The following is a 17663-nucleotide window of genomic DNA, read 5'->3' as shown; positions in this document are numbered from 1 at the left end:
TGATGAAACATTTGGAACAGGAAATCCTCAAGGCCGAGGTACTCATCGAAGCCATTCCGTATATTCGCAAGTTTGCCGGTAACGTAGTAGTTGTCAAATATGGCGGGTCGGCCATGATTGACGAGAAACTGCGCAAGTCGGTTGTCCAGGATATTGCCATGATGAAATACATCGGGTTGAACCCGGTCGTGGTGCATGGCGGTGGAAAAGAGATTACCGAGATGTTGCAGAAAATGGGAAAACAGACTGAGTTTCTCGATGGGTTGCGGGTAACTGACAAGGAAACTGCGAAAATCGCGGAGATGGTCCTTTCCGGTTCAATCGGAAAAGACCTGGTGGAGGAATTGCAGGCAGTGGGCATCCCTTCGGTCGGGATTAGCGGAAAAGACGGCCATACGCTGCTCGCCTCAAAGAAACTGGATGCCAAAGGGCGGGACCTCGGGTTCGTCGGCAAAATAGACAAGGTCGATACGACCTTGCTCAACACCTTGCTCGGCAATGGCTTTGTTCCGGTCTTGTCCCCTGTTGGGGTTGATGAGCATTCCCAGACGTATAATATCAATGCCGATTATGCAGCCAGTGCGGTTGCCGGGGCCCTCTCTGCGCAGAAGTTGATTTTTCTCACTGATGTAGAGGGGATTCTCAAGGATAAGAATGATCCTTCGACCATTCTGCGTTTCCTGACTGAAAACCAGGCGATGGATTACATTGCCGATGGAACGATAAACGGGGGCATGATCCCAAAGGTACAGTGTTGTCTCGATGCACTTGAAAAAGGTGTGAAGAGTGTTCACGTACTCGATGGAAGGGTTACCCACGCGATTTTGCTGGAAATCTTCACTACCCGAGGTATCGGGACAATGGTAACGAGGGAGGAAAAGTAATTGGAAGCACAGACACTGATCAATGCGGGTAAACAATACCTGCTCGATACCTATAGCCAGGTCCCGGTAGTATTTTCCAGTGGTAAGGGTTGTTATCTTACCGATGTTGATGGGAAGCAATACTTGGATTTTGTCGGAGGCATTGCAGTCAACGCCCTTGGCTATGGCGATGCAGGCCTTACCAAGGCTCTGAAAGGGGTCCTGGACAGTGGTTTGCTACACTGTTCAAACCTCTATTACAATACCTATGCCATCAAAGCGGCAAAGACCTTGACTGAGCTTGCCGATATGGACAGGGTGTTTTTCTGTAATAGCGGGGCAGAGGCAAACGAGGCTGCTTTGAAGCTTGCCCGTAAGTTCGGCCATTCCTCTGACCCAATCCGGACAGATATCGTTACCATGGTCCATTCATTCCACGGCAGGACCTATGGTGCCATTACAGCCACAGGGCAGGATAAATACCATGTCAATTTCGATCCGCTTCCAACCGGATTCTCCTATGCACTCTTCAATGACCTTGCAAGTGTGAAAGCTACGGTTTCTGACTCTACTTGCGCCATTATGGTCGAGCCTATCCAGGGTGAAGGGGGCATCGTCCCGGCAACCAAGGAATTTCTCCAAGGGTTGAGGGATCTCTGCGACGAAAAGAACCTGCTTTTGATTTTCGACGAGGTGCAATGCGGGATGGGGCGGAGCGGAAAGCCGTTTGCCTTCCAGACCTATGGGGTCCAGCCCGATATCCTAACCTTGGCCAAGGCGCTTGCAGGGGGAGTCCCTGCCGGTGCAATGGTCACCAAGGGGAAGGCCGATAGGGTATTTTCTCCTGGCGACCATGCCTCTACTTTTGGTGGCAATGCCCTGGCCATGGCTGGTGCATGCGAAATGATAGGGCGTTTGCAAGAAACGGACCTTTGTTCCCACGTGGAAAAAATGGGTGCCTACCTTCGGTCGGAACTGGAGAAGCTGGTAATAAAATACCCGACACTCTGCCTTTCTGTAAGGGGCAGGGGTTTGCTAGATGGGTTGGTGTTATCAATTCCTCCAAGAAAGGTTGTAGATGCCTGTTTTGAGCAGGGATTGTTGGTTTTGGGTGCGGGATATGATGTGCTCAGGTTCGTTCCTCCCTTGGTTGTAGAAAAGGGTGATATTGATAAAGCAATGGCAATTGTCGATCTGGCTCTTGCATCTTTGGCCTGAAGCAAGTACTATCCTCCCAAGAACAAAGGCGTTCCAATCTTAAGGGAGAGGAACGTCTTTTTTGTATCTGGAGGTACTGAATATGTGTGGATTTGTAGGTATGTTTGACATCAAAGGTGACAGTGCTCCCTTGCGGGCCAAGGTACTGGACATGTCGCGGAAGATTCGTCATAGAGGTCCGGATTGGTCCGGTATCTATACGGGATCGGACGCGATTATCAGCCATGAAAGGCTGGCAATCGTCGATCCGCTCAGTGGAGGACAACCGCTTTATAGCAAAGATGGTAATTTGGTTCTTGCTGTCAACGGCGAAATCTATAATCACCAGGAAATCCGCAAGCAGTATGAAGGTACCTATGAATTCTTGACCCAGAGTGACTGTGAGGTCATCCTGGCTCTCTATAGGGACAAAGGGCCCGATTTCCTTGAGGAACTCAACGGGATTTTTGCCTTTGCCCTCTACGATAGGGAAAAAGATGTCTATTTCATTGCCCGTGACCATATGGGAATTATTCCCCTCTATCAGGGTTGGGACGGTGAAGGTCGCTATTATGTCGCCAGCGAGTTGAAGGCCCTTGAGGGTACCTGTACGACTATCGAGGAATTTTTCCCAGGTCAGTATTTCTACAGCCCGGACAAAGCTGCTACCAAATGGTATTCCCGTTCCTGGGAGAGCTATGACAACGTTAAAGACAACTCAAGCAGCGTAGAAGCTGTCCGTACGGGTCTGGAAGCCGCAGTTAAGCGCCAGCTCATGAGTGATGTTCCTTATGGGGTGTTGCTTTCAGGCGGACTTGATAGTTCGGTTATTGCAGCTGTCACTGCCATGTATGCCCAGAAACGTGTAGAGTCAGGTGACTCAGAAGCAGCCTGGTGGCCTCGTCTGCATTCGTTTGCCATAGGTCTGGAGGGTTCTCCTGACTTGAAGGCAGCAAAAATTGCAGCCGATTTCATTGGTACGGTTCACCATGAGGTACATTTTACCATCCAGGAAGCCCTCGATGCACTCAGCGATGTTGTATATCATCTGGAAACCTATGATATTACCACTATCAGGGCAGCTACCCCGATGTATCTGCTTGCCAGGGTTATCAAGTCGATGGGAATCAAGATGGTGCTCTCAGGGGAAGGGAGTGACGAGCTCTTCGGGGGCTATCTCTACTTCCATAAGGCTCCGAATGCCAGGGAATTCCATGAAGAGACCGTACGTAAGTTGAGTAAACTGCACCTCTATGACTGCCTGAGGGCTAACAAATCTCTTGCAGCCTGGGGTGTTGAAGGGCGTGTTCCGTTCTTGGACAAAGAGTTCATGGATATTGCCATGAACCTGAATCCCGAGTCAAAGATGTCCCCGATCCAAGAGAACGGCAAGCCCCTTATTGAAAAGTGGATTGTTCGCGAGGCTTTCAAGGATTTTCTTCCTCCCGAGATAACCTGGAGGCAGAAGGAACAGTTCAGCGACGGTGTCGGGTATAACTGGATCGATACACTTAAAAAGATGACAAGCGAAGCGGTGACAGACGAGCAGTTTGCATCTGCCTCTAAGCGCTTTGCCGTCAATACGCCTGCCACCAAGGAAGAGTATTATTACCGTTCCCTGTTCGCCAGCCATTTCCCTAGTGAAAGTGCTGCAAAGTGTGTTCCCCATGAAGCCTCCGTTGCCTGTTCCACCGCCATTGCCCTGGAATGGGACGAAGCCTTCAAGAAGATGAACGAGCCCAGCGGAAGGGCAATCTTTGGAGTACATGACGAGGCTTACAACAAATAACTGTGTTCTCTTGGTTTAGGTTAGCCAAATGAGAGAAGCCCGCCGGTGAAAAACCAAGGCGGGTTTCTCTTTAGGGTCCTCTCTATAGGTTTTGCAGAAATGAATACCGTTGATTCAACCAACCCCTATTCAACTTATCTTGTCATTGGTCTGGAGCCTTATTCTGACTTCGATGAAGTCTTTTTTGCTATTTTCAAAAGTCTAATGAAGGATTGTATAGGATTATGCACAGCAATTACCTGTCAGGACCTATGGTAAAGGGCTTTTGGTAGGGTGAGAAGAGGAAAAGACAGCTACCTTAAGGTATTCTTGACAGGGGAAAGGGAACTGCTATATATTAAAAGGTAACCAGTTACTAAAAGGGTGTGATGCGTATATGGAAGAGATGGAAAGGAAAGCGTTTGTATTTGGCAGTCTGTTTGCACTGTCAAATAGGTTGCAGGTTATCGGTGATAAATTCGATGATAAGATTACAGTGAAGCAATGGCTTTTGCTTGCATTGCTGATGCACAGCGGCAAGGACTCTTTATCCCTTGGTGAGCTTGCTGCCCTGGGAGGGAGTTCCCACCAGAATACCAAGAAAATGGCATCGCTGCTGGAAAAACTAGGCTTTCTGAAAATGGAGAAGAGCTCAGAAGATGCAAGGGTCCTTCAGGTTTCCGTGACTTCGGATTGTCTTGAGTATCTGAAAGGAAGGGAAGAGAGGGAAGTGGCGTTTCTTGAGAGACTCTTTCAAGGGTTTTCCTCTGAAACGTTGCAGGGGCTTTGTGAGGGGTTTTCTCTGCTCGCCAGAAATATCGAGCAAATGGAAAAGAAACATGTATAAAAAAGGAACCGTAATCATGGGTATTCTCTTAGGGTTAGGCTTTATTCTTCTTTGTGTTATCGTGTATTTCCTGTTGCCCTATTCACCGACGAAAACCGAATTCGAGAGGTTGGCACAACAGAATTTTTCTTTCACAGAAGCAGGTGGCGAGGTATTCTCCGAAGCAGATATCGCATCCCTTCCTCTTCCTGTCCAGCGATATTTCAGACATTGCGGCTTTATTGGGAAAGCAAAGATGCAGGGAATGAAAGCGACATTCAAGAATGTGGCGTTTTCCCTTGGCCGAGACAAGCCGACAATAGCCATAGATTATACCCAGTACAATGCGGTTGCAAAACCCGAGCGTATCGCCTATATAGATTCATCGATCTATAGGCTTCCCTTCGAGGGCTTGGATTCCTTTGTTGCCGGGAAAGGCTCGATGAAGGGGGTTCTGGGAAAGATGTTTACCCTGTTTAACCAGAAAGGGAATGCAATGGGCTCTGCTTCTTTGGTAACCATGCTCAGCGAGTGCCTGTTTGTCCCCTCTTCGGCCTTGCAGGACTATATAAGCTGGGAGTCAATCGACGATACCCATGCCAAGGCAACGATTGCATATTACAATTTTAGCTGTAGTGGTGTTTTTACCTTTTCTGAAGAAGGCGAGATGATTTATTTCTCAACCGATGATCGGATGGCGACCAGTATGGATGGGAAAATGGAGCAGGTGAGGTGGACAGCCCACTGCGGCAACTACCACAAAGTCGATGACCTGCTGCTTCCCTCCCTCATGCAGGCAAGTTGGAACTACAGTGAGGGAGACCTCCTTTATTTTGACAGTGACAATGTAAATATTGAGTATTTCTGATAGTCTGGGACAACCGCACCTGGATAAGAAGGTGTAAACCCTCGACTGAGGGATGACTGTTTTTACCCCACTTCTGTAGCTATTATTTCTGGAAAATAGCGATTGAAGTGGGTTTTTTCTGTTGCTTGCTATCTGAGTGAGTAATGTATGTACATACAGTTTTGACTGCAGGACAACAATTTTGTGAAACCTGTCCATTCTACTTGCCTTCCATCCTGATCTTTAGGCAAGCTTTCAAAAAATTAAAACAAAATCGCTCGAATATAGTTAATTGCATTTTGTAATTTCTTGCCAGTAGTGGAATGCTATGTTATAAAGTAAGAGGTCTTACCTCTTATCTCTCGATAAATGTGTATGCAATATACTAACAATGGCGGGTAAAATGGAACATGAATCTCAAACGGTAAAGCAACACAATAACACTCCTTCAACAATACGACCTGTGATCAGTTCGTCCGTTACGGTAACGACAAGAAGAAACCTTCTTGAATTCATAGATACAGAATATCAGGCCGGAAGATTCAAGCTCCCAAGTGAGATGGCCTTGGCTGAAGCTTTACATGTGAGTCGCATATCATTGCGTGAAGTCATCAAGGAACTTGCCCAGGAAGGCGTGATTTATTCCTTGCATGGCAAAGGGACGTACATTAACTGCAACTATAAGAGCCTAAAGGTAAAACTTACTCCGGCTGTAGAGTTTGAACAAGCTATCAATGCTTGCGGTTACACGGCCTCTGTAGAAGTCTTATCAGTAACCCTTCATACTCCCGATCCTCTTACTGCCCAGGAATTGGATCTGAAGAAAGGTGATCAAATCTATATTGTCCATAAGGTTTTCTTTGCCGATGGTATGCCAGTTATTTTTTGTGAGGATATATTCCCGCTTTCTCTCTTGCAAGGTCATTCCCTTACAAAGGAAGAAATCAAAGCCTCAACGTTCGATGTCCTGCTAGCTCAGGGTGGCGTCCAGGTGGCCAGCGATATCGCCGATCTTCTCGCCTGCACTACTGAGGATTTGAGAAACTTCAAACCTTATTCGATCAAAGAGAAACCCTTGGCCTTGTTGCAATTGCACTCTGTGTATTACACCTTGCGCCAAGTTCCTATTTTGAAAGTAAATGCCTATTTCGATACTAGATATATCCGGCTCAGTATGCTGAGAAGACAGGATGTATACTCATCCGGTTTAAACAACGAGAACCAAGTTAATTAAAACAGAAGGAATTTGAACGTGCATAAGATACCTATATCCTTTTTCCTCAATGGGGAGAAAAAAACAATTCTTGCAGATCCTATGCAAAGGACCGTTGATCTGCTGCGTAGCGAACTGGAAATGACAGGGACCAAGGAAGGATGCTCAGATGGAGATTGCGGGGCCTGTACAGTTTCCATCGGGTCTTGGGAAGAATCAGGGTTTGTATACCGTTCAGTGGCCTCCTGTCTTTTACCCGTGGGAAGATTGCAGGGAAAGTCTCTGGTGACAGTCGAAGGGGTAGGAAATCAGACAGCGCTCAGCTGCATACAGAAAGCCATAATCGACAAACATGGTGTCCAGTGCGGTTTCTGTTCGCCAGGTTTTGTCATGTCGTTCTTCTCGTTATTCTCTATGAACCCCATCCCTGATATGAAGGATGTGGAGATAGCCTTGCAGGGCAATATTTGCCGGTGCACAGGGTACGAGGGTATTCGAAAAGCTGCAGAACAGATGATAGGCTACCAAGGAACCGAGATAATTGTTCCCCCCTCCATTCGGTCTTGCCAGAATGCTGTGAAGAATCTTTCGCAATTTCTGAATACTGAAGAATGGAGGACCCCTGTGACAATCGATGAACTGTGCGTAGCCCTGCAGCAAATGCCAGATGCACAGATTATTTCCGGTTTGACTGATCTCGGGGTTTCCTTCCATACAAAGGGAGAACGCCCCCTTCAGGTTATCGATGTCATTCAGCTTGAAGAATCAAGACGAATAGAAATCAAGGAAGATGGTCTGCATATTGGCGCAGCCTTACCGCTTGAGAGCATTGTGCTTGACAGGACGGTACTCAATTGGCTTCCGACCCTAGGCCAACTACAGCTGCAAATGGCATCGAAACAGATTCGTAATGTTGCTACACTTGGGGGAAACCTTTGCAATGCCTCTCCCATAGGCGATGCAACGGTAATTCTTTCGTCTGCCAATGCCACAGTGTTGGTCGTGAATGCAAAGGGGAAACTAAGGGAACTGAACCTAACCTCGTTCTACACGGGGTATAAGCAAATGCAACTGGAAAAAGGGGAAATCGTACTCGAAGTAATCATACCTCCGTTGCAAGCTGGACAGACTATCTCGTTCCTCAAGACAGGAAAACGATCGAGTGTAGACATTGCTTCGATTAACAGTGCTTCGAATATGGTCGTGCAGGGAAAAGATATTGTGCACTGGACCATTTCTATCGGGGGTGTAGCCCCTACGGTGGTTACCTTCGACCTGAAGGACAAAGACCTTTCCCTTGAGATTCCGGTTGAGGAAATTGAAGCAATCGGTACTTCGCTTAGTGAGAAGGTTGTTCCCCTTTCTGATATCAGGGGTTCAGCCTCCTATCGGAAAGCGCTTGTCGCAAACCATGTAGTATCCCATTTCCTGAAACAGAGTGGAAGGGAGGAAACCCTATGAGCAATAAACGTGCACAAAACCTCCAACCCCTAGTTACCGGGGAAGCAAAGTTCTCAGGGGAGTCTGAAAACCTTTCTACCTTCCTGTATGCCTATCCTGTCGTTTCCCCTGAAGCCAAGGGAAAACTCATTACCGTTGATTTTTCACCAATCTTAGCCCTCCCAGGAGTAGTCGGGCACTTTGTTGCCTCAGATATTCCCGGACAGAATGCAATTGGAGCTATCAGGAGGGTGGAAGAACCCCTGCTTGCCTTTGATACCGTAGAATATATAGGTCAACCGGTCGGTGTGGTACTTGCAACCGATGCCGAGACAGCACGCAAGGCAGCCCGACTTGTACATGTACTCGTCGCAGTACAGGAACCGATTCTCTCCCTGGACCAAGCCATAGACAAAAAATGCTTTTATGAGGCCCCGTTGACAGTGACCTCCGGTAATCTTGAGGAAGGTTTTATTAATGCCTATGGCGTACTCGAGGGTACGTTTGAGTCCCATGCCCAGGAACACGCCTATATAGAAACCCAAAGGGCTTTTGCCATGAAGGGTGAACATGGGGTGGGAGTGAAGATTCACTGTGGGACCCAAGCGGTAACCGATATACAGGAGGTGGTGGCCCTTCTGCTGGGACTTCCCGTCAATAAAGTTGAAGTTGATGTAGACCGAGTCGGTGGAGCCTTCGGAGGCAAGGAACGCGGTGGAACCATGTGGGCTGGAATTGCAGCCCTCGGTCTATATATGAGTGGGAAAAGCTGTGCTGTTATTCTTGACAGGAGCGATGATTTTGCCTGGACAGGCAAACGCCATCCTTATAAAAGCAATTACCGTGTAGGGTATAATGCCAAAGGGGTAATTACCGCCTTTGAAGTGGATATGTATGCCAATGGGGGATTCTATGAGGATTTTACAGTAGCCATCATGGAAAGGGCCGTTTTAGGTATCTGTGGGCCCTATTTCCTCGCCAATGCAAGGATTACAGGCTATTGTTGCCAGACAAATCTGCCGGCGAATACTGCCTTTAGGGGATTCGGGGCTCCCCAGGCAACTTTGGTTATGGAAGCGATCATTGCTGGAATTGCCCAGAACCTAGGTTTGCCGGTTATGGAAATTCAACAGAGGAATTTTATCCATGATGGGCAGAAAACCCCCTATGACATGGTCCTCGAGGAAGTCGCCATTCCTCAGATTTATGAGACTTTAATGACCGACTGTGATTACCCTTCGCTTCGTTCAGCCTGCGATGCTTTCAATAGATCCCATCGGTATACCAAACGGGGTATCGGGATTGTGCCCGTCAAATACGGGATAGGGTTTACTGCAACGTTTCTCAACCAAGGGAACGCATTGGTATATGTCTATAGCGACGGGTCAATTAGCGTGAGCCATGGCGGTATCGACATGGGACAGGGTCTCTATACGAAAGTAGAGATGATAGTTGCCGAAACCTTGGGAGTCAGCGAAGACAGTGTCCATTGCGAAAGCACCAATACCAAAAGAATTGGGTGCGTAGCTTCGACTGCAGCCTCTACCGGTACCGACCTCAATGGAGAAGCTGCTAGAATGGCTTGCTTGCAGATTCGCACTGAATTGGAAAAAGCCGCTGCCAAATTCCTTAGCGAGAAATTCCATCTGGCAGAAGCCCCCAATTACATCGAGTTCAAGGATGGAATGTGGTGGGACGTGCGTATGGCCAGTGAGAAACAAACATTTGCCTCCCTAGCGTCCTATTGTTATTTCAACCGTTGCAATCTTGGTGCCCAGGCTCACTATGCGACGCCGGGACTAAGCTATGACATCTTGAAAGGCAAAGGGACCCCATTCTCCTATTTTACCAATGGGGTTTGCCTGGCTGAGGTGGAAGTAAACACCTTGACAGGTACCTATGCCCTTACCCAGGTTCATCTCCGCCATGAGGGAGGGAACATCCTTGACTACGAAATCGACCGGGGCCAGGTGGTAGGTGGCTTTATGCAGGGCCTTGGGTTTGTGACTACCGAAGATATTCAGTATTCACCACAGGGAAAGTCGCTTGCAACTTCTTTCTCGACTTACAAAGTTCCCCTCATCTCTGATTTTCCCCCTGTCATGGATGTCAATCTTGTTCCATCCAAAGACAAAGTTGCCGGGGTTTTGGGGTCCAAAGGCGTCGGGGAACCTCCTTTGATTTATGGGGTTTCGGTATTCAACGCACTGAGGGATGCCGTGGAAGCGGTAAGCGACCATACAAAGAGTGCCGGCCTGCTGCATCCTGCCACTGCCCAACGGGTTCTGGAAGCGATTGAGGGGCAGAAAGCATAAGTACGCGCGAACCATACCTGTCAGGTATGTCAATTGATAAACAGTTTCGTACAACGTGGAGAGGTGTTTCAATGAAAAAATGGTTTCTCATTGCTCTGTTGGGTGTTGTTGCGTGTGGCATTACATTTGCCGGTGGGTCAAAAGAAGTTACGGAAAAAACCGGTGATTCGGGTACCAAGCCTTTGAAAATTGCTGTTATCCTCCCGGGGAAAATTGATGATGTTTCTTTCAACCAGGCTTTTTATGAAGGGATGAAGCAGATCGAGAGCGAGCAGGGAAGTGCAATTAGTGTTACCTATGTCGAAGATGTCTATGAAGTTGCAGATATCGAACCAGCCCTCATGGACTTTGCTTCCCGTGGATATGATTTGATTTTCGGCCATGGTTTCCAGTTCATGGAACCAATCATCAAGGTTGCCGAACAGTTTCCTGATACCTGCTTTGCCTTGGGTACCGGATACAAATCGGTTATCAACTCCTGTGTATATGACGTCAAACTCGGTCAGGGTGGCTATTTGATGGGAGCCTTGGCTGCCCTGATTACCGAGACAGGTAAAATCGGTGTCATCGGTGGTGGGGATGCTTCGGAGATCTATCGTGGCCATGAAGGCTTCAAGATGGGTGCCCGTTCGATTAATCCCAATATCGTAATCCAAGAGTTCTATACTGGCGACTGGCGTGACGCTGCCAAAGCAAAGGAAGGGGCCCTGGGAATGTATGACAGTGGAGTCGATGTAATCTGGCACAGTGGCGACGGTATCGGTTTGGGTGTTGTCAATGCAGGGCTTCAATCAGATAAGTTGGTTCTTTCCAACATCATCAACCAGAATGTCCTTGCTCCAAACAACGTGGTAAGCGGTATCGATTATCGTTGGGACCTTGTTATTCGTGAAATTGTCCAAGACGTACTTGATGGCAATTTCCTCAACAGGGAAAACAAGTTCTACTGGATTGATGTTGCCAACAAAGGCTTGCAGGTTTCTTCCTTCAACCAGTTCAAAGACAAGTACCCTGCGTCCGTATTCGAGAAGATGGACGAAATCGAAAAGGGAATCCTTGATGGAACAATTGTGATTCCTGAATTTGAAAAATAAGAGAAAACAAGATGGGGAGGACTGCAATTGTAGTCCTCCCTGTGCAACAGGGGAGAGCTCCGATGAGTGAATATGCAGTCCAAATGATGAATATTTCAAAATATTTTGGCAGTCAGGCAGCAAACGACCATGTTGATTTTACGCTTCGCAGTGGCACGATACATGGTTTGTTAGGTGAGAATGGGGCTGGGAAAACTACCCTGATGAATGTATTGTTTGGTTTGCAGAATGCAGACGAGGGTAAGATTCTTGTATTTGGGGAAGAGCTTGCCCTTGAGCATAGCCCAAAAGAGGGAATGAGACGGGGGATCGGAATGGTACACCAGCATTTCAAGCTGGTGCGAACCATGACGGTAACCGAGAATTTCCTCCTGGGACTTAAGATCAGCAGGTATCCCCTGCTCAACCCTAGAGTCGTCAAAAAGAGAATACTTCAGTTATCTGGGGATTTTACCCTAAATATCGACCCAGATGCCAAAATCGGCAATCTGAGTGTCGGGGAACAACAGCGGGTGGAAATCCTTTCCGCTCTCTACCGCGATGCCTCTGTCTTGATTCTTGATGAACCTACAGCGGTATTGACACCCGAAGAGGCCCAGGAGTTCTTTGTAATCCTCAAAGCCCTTCGTAAAGCAGGAAAATCTATCATCTTGATCAGCCATCACTTGGACGAAATTATTCAGATTGCCGATGAAGTGACCGTATTGAAAAACGGTAAGGTCGCCGGTACTGCCAAGATTGATGCATCAGTGCGAAAGGAAGATCTTTCCCGAATGATGGTTGGTCGAGATGTTTTGTTTGATTTCGATACCCAGCGCAAACTCTGCGGGGAAGACAAGCTGGTCGTGCAGAACCTTTGTGCAAAGAACGAACGTGGCCTTGTGGCCTTGAAAGACCTGTCTTTTGCTGTCAGGCGAGGAGAAATCCTCGCAATTGCCGGTGTTGACGGGAATGGACAGAAGGAGTTGTGCGAGGTTCTTGTGGGACTGCGAAAGAGTACGCAAGGGTCCTTCCAGCTCGAGGGAAAAGACCTGACGGGAAAATCCCCGGCATGTATCATCGCAAACCATGTCTCCTATATCCCCGAGGACAGGCAGACTGCCGGATTGGTCATGTCTTGGTCTATCAGGGACAACCTGATTTTGAAAATGTTTCGAAGTAAGGCCGTTAGCGGAGCCCTTTTCTTGCACAAAAAGAAAATTGATACAGTTGCCGAAGATTTGTCCAAAGCCTATGCAATCAAAAGCCAAGGGTTGGACACCGAGGTAAAGAATTTGAGCGGAGGCAACCAGCAGAAGGTTATTCTTGCCAGGGAGCTGTCCCAAGGCCCTTCCCTACTGGTAGCAAGCAACCCAACCAGGGGGCTGGATATAGGCGCTATGGAATATGTACGGCAGCAAATGCTTGATGTCCGTAATGCAGGCGGGGCTGTTTTGCTCGTGTCCGCAGACCTTGAGGAGATTTTTCAGATTGCCGATCGGATTCTGGTGATGTATGGGGGTAGGTCCATGGGAATCGTAATGCCTCAGGAGGGCGTTGAGATAGTAGGTCAGATGATGGCCGGTATTTGCAATAAGGAACTATACGTATGAAGCCTACCTACAATAAAATTTCAAATATCGGAAGGCAGATGCTTCCTTCTGTAATCTCTGTATTGTGTGCATTGCTCATTGGAGCAGGGGTTCTTGCCCTCAGTGGTTTCGATCCCTTTGAGAGTTATAAAACATTGTTTTCCGGTGCCTTCGGTTCTCGATATAGCTTCTCTGAGACCCTGGTAAAGATGATTCCCATACTGGTTATATCCTTGGGAACAAGTGTAGCTTTCAAAGCCCAGCTTTGGAATATCGGGGGTAACGGGCAATATACGATGGGGGCAATCGTTGCAGTCTGGGTCTGTGTCTATTCCAACCTACCGGTCCCTCTCATGCTTCTTGTGTCGTTTTTGGCCTCTGTTGCGGCAGGTTTTCTCTATGGAGCCTTTATCGGGGTCATGAAAGCCAAGCTGAATGCAAATGAAGTCATAACAACGCTCATGTTCGATTACATCGTAGCATATTTTCTGAGTTTTCTTGTCTATGGCCCGATGATGGATCCCCAGGGTCATGGTTTTCCCCAGTCTTGTCTTGTTTCCTCGCAGGTGCTTTTTACGAAGTTGCTAAAAGGGACAAGACTTCACTCCGGTCTGTTTCTTGCCCTTGCCCTGGTAGTTCTGCTCTATCTGTTCTGGCATACGAAGGAAGGGTTTCAGGTAAAAATGGTTGGTCAGAACCAGAAAGTTGCACGCTTGTGTGGTTTGAACGTCAATCGCCAGATTATCCTTACCTTGGGAATTTCAGCTGCGTTCGCAGCAGTTGCCGGGTGGATAGATGTAATGGGTATCCATGGGCGCCTACAGGACAACCTAGCCGGTTCCTTGGGTTCTGTAGCCACGGTCGTTGCCTTGTTAGGGGGCCTGCACCCTTTCGGTATCCTCCTTTCCTCGCTTCTTTTCAGTGCCTTGGTGGTAGGCGGTGCAAGTATGCAGCGTTTTTGCGGAGTTCCCTTTTCCCTGGTTACGATCATACAGTCTTTGGTAATAGTGTTTGTCATAAGCAGCACTATGTTTGGCCAGCAAAAACAAAAGAGGGTCAAAGAACATGAATAATGATTTTATCATCAGTTTGCTCAGCGGAACTTTACGTACCAGTACACCGATCATCCTTGCTGCATTGGGACAGGTATACACGCAGAAGGCGGGAATCATGGACCTTTCTGTGGAAGGGACCATGATTATTGGATGCCTTGTAGGTTTTATGACAGCCTTTTTCACTCAGAATCTTATTGTAGGTATGCTTTGTGCCGGTATAGCTGGGATGGCTATCGGGGCTTTTATGGCCTACTTGAGCATTACTGTCAAGGCAAACCAGGTAATAGCGGGTACCGCCCTTACCATGTTCGGTACTGGATTTGCTTCCTATCTGTATCGGGTGGTTTTCGGGGTGAGGAAGCTTCCCCCAGTGGTCCAAAACTTTGCACCGGTTAATTTTGGAAAACTCGGGGAGATTCCTTTTGTCGGTCCGGTGTTTTTCAGTCACAACGGGACCTTTTACTTTGCACTAATTTTGGTCCTGGTAACTTGGTTTGTGATGGAAAAGACTGTGTTTGGGTTACAGGTAAAGGCGGTAGGGGAGTACCCCTCCGCAGCTGATGCAAAAGGTATCAAGGTGGGACTGATCAGATATAGCAGTGTCATCCTTGGTGGATTGTACTCTGGCTTGGCAGGGGCAACCATGTCCTTGGGATATATGAATACCTATACTGACCATATGATAGCTGGTCGTGGGTTCATTGCCATTGCCGTTGTGGTTTTTGCACGTTGGTTACCTGTTCGTGTTCTTCTGGCAGCATTGCTTTTCGGCTGTGCCAATACGCTTCAGATGAGACTGCAATCAATTGGGGTGGCTGTGCCTTCCCAGCTTTTACAGGCCTTGCCCTATATTCTGACTGTTTTGGTTTTACTTGGTGTTTCCAAGTATGTCAATTTCCCCGGAGGGTTTGGGATCCCCTATTCGAGGAATGAAAAATGAAGAAGTATATTGTTATAATCTGGTTTATACTCGTCGTCTTATCTGTATCATGTTCGACAAACAGGGATCTGACCTGGCATAATGCCAATTTTACCCATGCCACAGAACGTACCGAAAGCCTGGTCAGGGCTATTAATGAAAACAGACCCCGTGAAATCTATGGCTACCTTACGCAAGACCTGAGAGAGAGAATCGGGGAAGATGCTTTTGTGAGCAACTACCAAGAAGACTGTACCTATCCTTATTTGACCCCGCTCTATCTGTTTTTGGCAGAGCTGACACTACCCCAAAGGAATGATGGTTTGGCTGTCTGTACCGTAGCTTCCAGATTGGAAGGAGAGGAGTATACGATTCCCATTCGTTATGAAAACGGTGACTACTACTTCTTTGTATTCAAAGATATCGTCGATGGGTCCTATAAGGACAAGTTTGCGAACAAAGTCGTAAAGTGGATTTAACAAGCTGGAAAGGCTGGCTTTTCTTGCTGGAATCCCCAACAATACAAAAATGACCATAAACAGGGATGCTCTTGGACCATAAGGGGACAAGAGAAATCTATAGACGCAAAAAGAGATACATGCGCGGTGTCTAGGGTATCATTCCTCGGTTTTCCGCTTTTCGATTGCCTCCAGTCTTCTCTGGTCCCGATAGATAACAGGGGAGGCTCCAAACAGGAAATCATCCTCTACCGCAGTCCTTTCCATCTTCAGCAACTCCTTGGCGATGGTCGTGACATTTCGCTTGAAATCAGGGGAATTGATTTCCTCGACACGCTTGCCTCGGCTCTTTCTATAGTGGGAATAATGTTTCCAAAGGCTGTTTGTAATCTTTGCGGGGGTAGAGGGACGGCGAAGCAGATTTAAAACCTGAAGTCTGAACTCCGGTTCGAATGAAGCAAAGTCCTCCTTACTCAATGTAGCGAGTGTCCTGCCCATTTCCCTTGCCCAGGTATTGTCCAGTTCCTGGCAGAGGAACTTGAGACGGTACCATGCATCATAGAGCTCTTGTAAGCCGGAAAGCTGGAGATTTGCAAACCAGTGGAAGGCCAAAAGCCTTCGTCTCCAGTCCCACCATTTCAATGGACTCTGCAGGTCACTGGAAGGAATGAGAAAATACCCCTCCTTGAGGAGCAGGGATCCGAATACTCCAGGGGGATTCCCCCTGCGTGTATTTTTCAAGGTGGTTCGATATACCCCACAGGAAGGACTGCCATCCATGTAGACAAAGGCTTTTGTATTACACCGTTGGAGTGCTTTGAGACTGTCCTTGCAACCTTCGATCACAGCCTCTGTTACTACCTTTCCGCCTCGGTTCCTTATCCCGGCTTCCCCAGTCCATACGTCATCACCACAACCACTGGTGAGGTGTATGGGGTCACGGGTAACCCCCAACCCGGCCAGGCATTCCGGGCATACCGGACACCAGATGAAGTCCTGTCTTTCCCGTCCTAGTACGGTCAATACGTCAATGGCTTTGCCATTATACCGTACCGGACAACCCATGGCGCACATGCTGATGCCAATGGCAATCTTCTCTGTGAGTACGACTGGATGGTGTTCCATACATGTATCCTCTCTTTCCCTTATATTATCATTGAAGGAAGCGTTCAGGGAAAAAAGAGATGGTATCTTTATATTCAGTATGAAGATTGGATTTCTGCTCTGTTTTTATGGCTGGAAAAAAGGCCCAGTGCAGAAATACATTCTGGCAGTGGGCCTTTTTAAAAGCAATAGGAAAACAGGCTGGTTTACCCGATGGTATTTTTCAGTGTCCCTAAACCCTCAATGATAATCTCCACGGTATCGCCTTTGTGCATACCACTAATCCCGCCTGGGGTGCCGGTGAGAATGATGTCCCCGGGAAGCAATGTCATTACCTTGGAAAGATAACTGACCAGGAAGGGAACGCTGAAGATCAGGTGTTTCGAGTTTGACTTCTGCATCGTCTTGCCATTTACCCTGCTTTCGATAACCAGGTTGGAAGGGTTGACCTCATCACTGATAAACGGACCGAAGGGACAGAAGGTATCGAAACTTTTTGCCACGGTCCACTGCCCCTGTTTGGGTTGCAGGTCACGTGCGGTGATATCATTGGCACAGGTGTAGCCGAGGATGTATTCTTTGACATCCTGTTCCTCAATATTCTTTGCTTTTTTCCCGATAACGATGGCAAGTTCCGCCTCATAGTCCAGACGATGGCACTGAGGTGGATAGACAATGGTCCCCAGAGGATCGAGACTGGCAGTCGAGGGTTTGATAAAGACCACCGGCTCAGTCGGGATGGGAAGCTGGAATTCCTCTGCATGGTCGCGATAATTCAATCCGATGCATACAGCCTTGGTATAATTACAAGGGGTAAGGATTTTTACCTTATCCAATGCAAGTTTTTTGTCAGTGACGGTATAGGAGCCGAATGGGCTGCCGTCAAGGACCTGGACGGTATTGTCTTGCAGGATACCGTAGTGCACTGAGTCCTGGTAGGAAAAGCGTAGGTATTTCATGGCATAATCATACCAAAGGAGCACAGGAAAGACA

At 47.7% G+C, this 17663-nt stretch carries 15 protein-coding genes; 13 read left to right on the top strand and 2 right to left on the bottom strand.

Translation table 11 applies throughout. The features are described from left to right. Nucleotides 1-2: 2 nt before the first annotated feature. From argB to SPIGRAPES_RS08815, 13 genes are all read left to right on the top strand, one after another. Nucleotides 3-884 carry an acetylglutamate kinase gene (argB, locus tag SPIGRAPES_RS08880; RefSeq protein WP_014270426.1) on the top strand — a complete coding sequence of 294 codons (882 nt, stop codon included), beginning with the start codon at nt 3-5 and terminating at the stop codon, nt 882-884. Beyond that, nucleotides 885-2081, top strand: coding sequence for an aspartate aminotransferase family protein (locus SPIGRAPES_RS08875; protein WP_014270425.1), 1197 nt, complete (start codon nt 885-887; stop codon nt 2079-2081). Between the two features lie 82 nt (nt 2082-2163). Beyond that, nucleotides 2164-3849 carry an asparagine synthase B gene (gene asnB, locus SPIGRAPES_RS08870; RefSeq protein WP_014270424.1) on the top strand — a complete coding sequence of 562 codons (1686 nt, stop codon included), beginning with the start codon at nt 2164-2166 and terminating at the stop codon, nt 3847-3849. A 376-nt stretch (nt 3850-4225) separates the two neighbouring features. Continuing rightward, nucleotides 4226-4675 carry a MarR family winged helix-turn-helix transcriptional regulator gene (locus SPIGRAPES_RS08860; protein WP_014270423.1) on the top strand — a complete coding sequence of 150 codons (450 nt, stop codon included), beginning with the start codon at nt 4226-4228 and terminating at the stop codon, nt 4673-4675. Next, a complete protein-coding gene (locus SPIGRAPES_RS08855) occupies nt 4668-5522 on the top strand; it encodes a DUF6544 family protein (protein WP_050805765.1) in 855 nt (284 codons plus the stop codon). The genes SPIGRAPES_RS08860 and SPIGRAPES_RS08855 overlap by 8 nt, the downstream gene beginning before the upstream one ends. A gap of 382 nt (nt 5523-5904) precedes the next feature. Continuing rightward, nucleotides 5905-6735 carry a GntR family transcriptional regulator gene (locus tag SPIGRAPES_RS08850; RefSeq protein ID WP_014270420.1) on the top strand — a complete coding sequence of 277 codons (831 nt, stop codon included), beginning with the start codon at nt 5905-5907 and terminating at the stop codon, nt 6733-6735. An 18-nt stretch (nt 6736-6753) separates the two neighbouring features. Beyond that, a complete protein-coding gene (locus SPIGRAPES_RS08845; protein ID WP_014270419.1) occupies nt 6754-8175 on the top strand; it encodes a xanthine dehydrogenase small subunit in 1422 nt (473 codons plus the stop codon). Then, nucleotides 8172-10469 carry a molybdopterin cofactor-binding domain-containing protein gene (locus SPIGRAPES_RS08840; RefSeq protein ID WP_014270418.1) on the top strand — a complete coding sequence of 766 codons (2298 nt, stop codon included), beginning with the start codon at nt 8172-8174 and terminating at the stop codon, nt 10467-10469. Before SPIGRAPES_RS08845 ends, SPIGRAPES_RS08840 begins: the two co-directional genes overlap by 4 nt. A gap of 71 nt (nt 10470-10540) precedes the next feature. After that, nucleotides 10541-11563, top strand: a complete 1023-nt coding sequence (locus SPIGRAPES_RS08835) for a BMP family protein (RefSeq protein WP_014270417.1) — start codon at nt 10541-10543, stop codon at nt 11561-11563. Between the two features lie 62 nt (nt 11564-11625). Beyond that, nucleotides 11626-13155, top strand: coding sequence for an ABC transporter ATP-binding protein (locus tag SPIGRAPES_RS08830; protein ID WP_014270416.1), 1530 nt, complete (start codon nt 11626-11628; stop codon nt 13153-13155). After that, nucleotides 13152-14207: an ABC transporter permease gene (locus tag SPIGRAPES_RS08825; protein WP_014270415.1), complete on the top strand. Its 1056-nt coding sequence runs from the start codon at nt 13152-13154 to the stop codon at nt 14205-14207. The genes SPIGRAPES_RS08830 and SPIGRAPES_RS08825 overlap by 4 nt, the downstream gene beginning before the upstream one ends. Beyond that, a complete protein-coding gene (locus SPIGRAPES_RS08820) occupies nt 14200-15129 on the top strand; it encodes an ABC transporter permease (RefSeq protein WP_014270414.1) in 930 nt (309 codons plus the stop codon). The genes SPIGRAPES_RS08825 and SPIGRAPES_RS08820 overlap by 8 nt, the downstream gene beginning before the upstream one ends. Further along, entirely contained in the window at nt 15126-15587 is a 462-nt protein-coding gene (locus SPIGRAPES_RS08815) for a hypothetical protein (RefSeq protein WP_014270413.1), read from the top strand. Before SPIGRAPES_RS08820 ends, SPIGRAPES_RS08815 begins: the two co-directional genes overlap by 4 nt. A gap of 138 nt (nt 15588-15725) precedes the next feature. On the opposite strand, the gene SPIGRAPES_RS08810 is transcribed toward SPIGRAPES_RS08815, so the two are convergent. Both SPIGRAPES_RS08810 and SPIGRAPES_RS08805 read right to left on the bottom strand, forming a co-directional pair. Continuing rightward, entirely contained in the window at nt 15726-16691 is a 966-nt protein-coding gene (locus SPIGRAPES_RS08810; RefSeq protein WP_014270412.1) for a 2-thiouracil desulfurase family protein, read from the bottom strand. Nucleotides 16692-16876: 185 nt separating this feature from the next. Continuing rightward, entirely contained in the window at nt 16877-17629 is a 753-nt protein-coding gene (locus SPIGRAPES_RS08805) for a fumarylacetoacetate hydrolase family protein (protein WP_014270411.1), read from the bottom strand. Nucleotides 17630-17663 lie beyond the last annotated feature (34 nt).

The organism is Sphaerochaeta pleomorpha str. Grapes (genome assembly GCF_000236685.1).
Classification (GTDB): domain Bacteria; phylum Spirochaetota; class Spirochaetia; order Sphaerochaetales; family Sphaerochaetaceae; genus Sphaerochaeta; species Sphaerochaeta pleomorpha.
The sequence above is the reverse complement of the archived record's forward strand: the minus strand, read 5'-3'. Positions and strand labels throughout refer to the sequence as shown.